This window comes from Aliterella sp. E5.1 (assembly GCF_057473825.1).
Genome location: NZ_JBYCCV010000439.1, coordinates 1 through 1,212 on the forward strand (window position 1 = coordinate 1; position 1,212 = coordinate 1,212).

Sequence of the window (1,212 nt, forward strand, 5' to 3'; positions counted from 1 at the left end):
GTGTTCTTGACCGGGATAATACCCTGCTGCCGGAGGCCGGGAGCCTCGGCACCGATTATGTCCAGTCTAAATACACCTGCCTTGAGCAAATGACTCAACTCAAAACCGCGATTCCAATCACGACGGTTTTTCCTACCTTAGTTTTCGGGGGAGATGCCCACAAGCCCTACTCCCACCTCTCCGCCGGTTTGCCAGAGGTTTTGCGCTGGGCGCATCTGATCCGCTGGTTTAAAACCGAGGGGAGCTTTCACTTTATTCATGCCCAAGACATTGCTCAAGTTGTTTGCTATTTAGTAGACCATTCAGACCCAGACCGTCCTGAATGGCTGGTGTTGGGCAACCAAGCCATCACCGTCAACCAATGTATCGAGCAAATGTGTGCCTACCTGGGCAAACGAATTTACTTTCGAATTAACCTTAGCCGTTGGCTGGCAGATATTATTATCAAATTATTCAAAATTCAAATGGCTGAATGGGATCGTTTTTGCTTGGATTATCGTCACTTTACCCATCAAACCCCCGTTAGCCCCGCCTGCTTTGGGTTGTCAACCTACTGTGCCACCTTTGCCGATGTTTTACGCGTGAGTGTTCCTAGCTTGGAGAAGCAGCCCAAAAAAATCTCTCAAGCCCCTTAAGGTTAGAGCCTGAGAGAACGATGAGGTCAAAGATGAGCTTAAGAAGCCAAGGCAACTTCAACCATCTGCTGAAGTTCCCCCTGCTGGTAAAGCTCAATCAGAATATCAGACCCACCAACAAACTCGCCATTGATGTAGACCTGAGGGATCGTCGGCCAGTTGGAATACTCTTTGATTCCCTGTCGAACTTCGTAGTCTTCTAGAATATCAACCGTTGAGAAGGGAACCCCTAAGCTATTAAGAATCTGAACGGTATTATTAGAAAAGCCACACTGGGGCATTAGCTTTGAGCCTTTCATAAAGACCACAATCTTGTCTTGGTTAACCAAGCCATCAATTCGAGATTTTAATTCTGGTGTCATCGGTTTTACCCTGGGATTAAGTGAGTGAGCGAGCAAAAATAGTTTCAAATTTAACTAACACATAAGGCTTGACCCTAAGCAACGGGCTGGCCGACTGCTTCCCAACCTTCAGGGGTATAGGTTTTTAGAGCCAGGGCATGAACCTGGTCAGCAGCGATCGCATTCTGGACAGCGGCATAGACCAGTTGGTGTTGCTGCACCAGTCCCTTGCCCTC

At 47.9% G+C, this 1,212-nt stretch carries 3 protein-coding genes; 1 reads left to right on the top strand and 2 read right to left on the bottom strand.

Features of this window, described 5'->3' with window-relative positions:
* On the top strand, positions 1 to 635 hold a 635-nt coding region (locus AC2VE5_RS28030), incomplete at its 5' end, for an NAD-dependent epimerase/dehydratase family protein (protein ID WP_486890776.1).
* A gap of 38 nt (positions 636 to 673) precedes the next feature.
* Here AC2VE5_RS28030 and grxD read toward each other — a convergent pair.
* Complete coding sequence (gene grxD, locus AC2VE5_RS28035; RefSeq protein WP_486890777.1) at positions 674 to 997, bottom strand: Grx4 family monothiol glutaredoxin; 324 nt, start codon at positions 995 to 997, stop codon at positions 674 to 676.
* A 74-nt stretch (positions 998 to 1,071) separates the two neighbouring features.
* The coding region (locus AC2VE5_RS28040; protein WP_486890779.1) for a BolA/IbaG family iron-sulfur metabolism protein at positions 1,072 to 1,212 on the bottom strand (141 nt) is incomplete at its 5' end.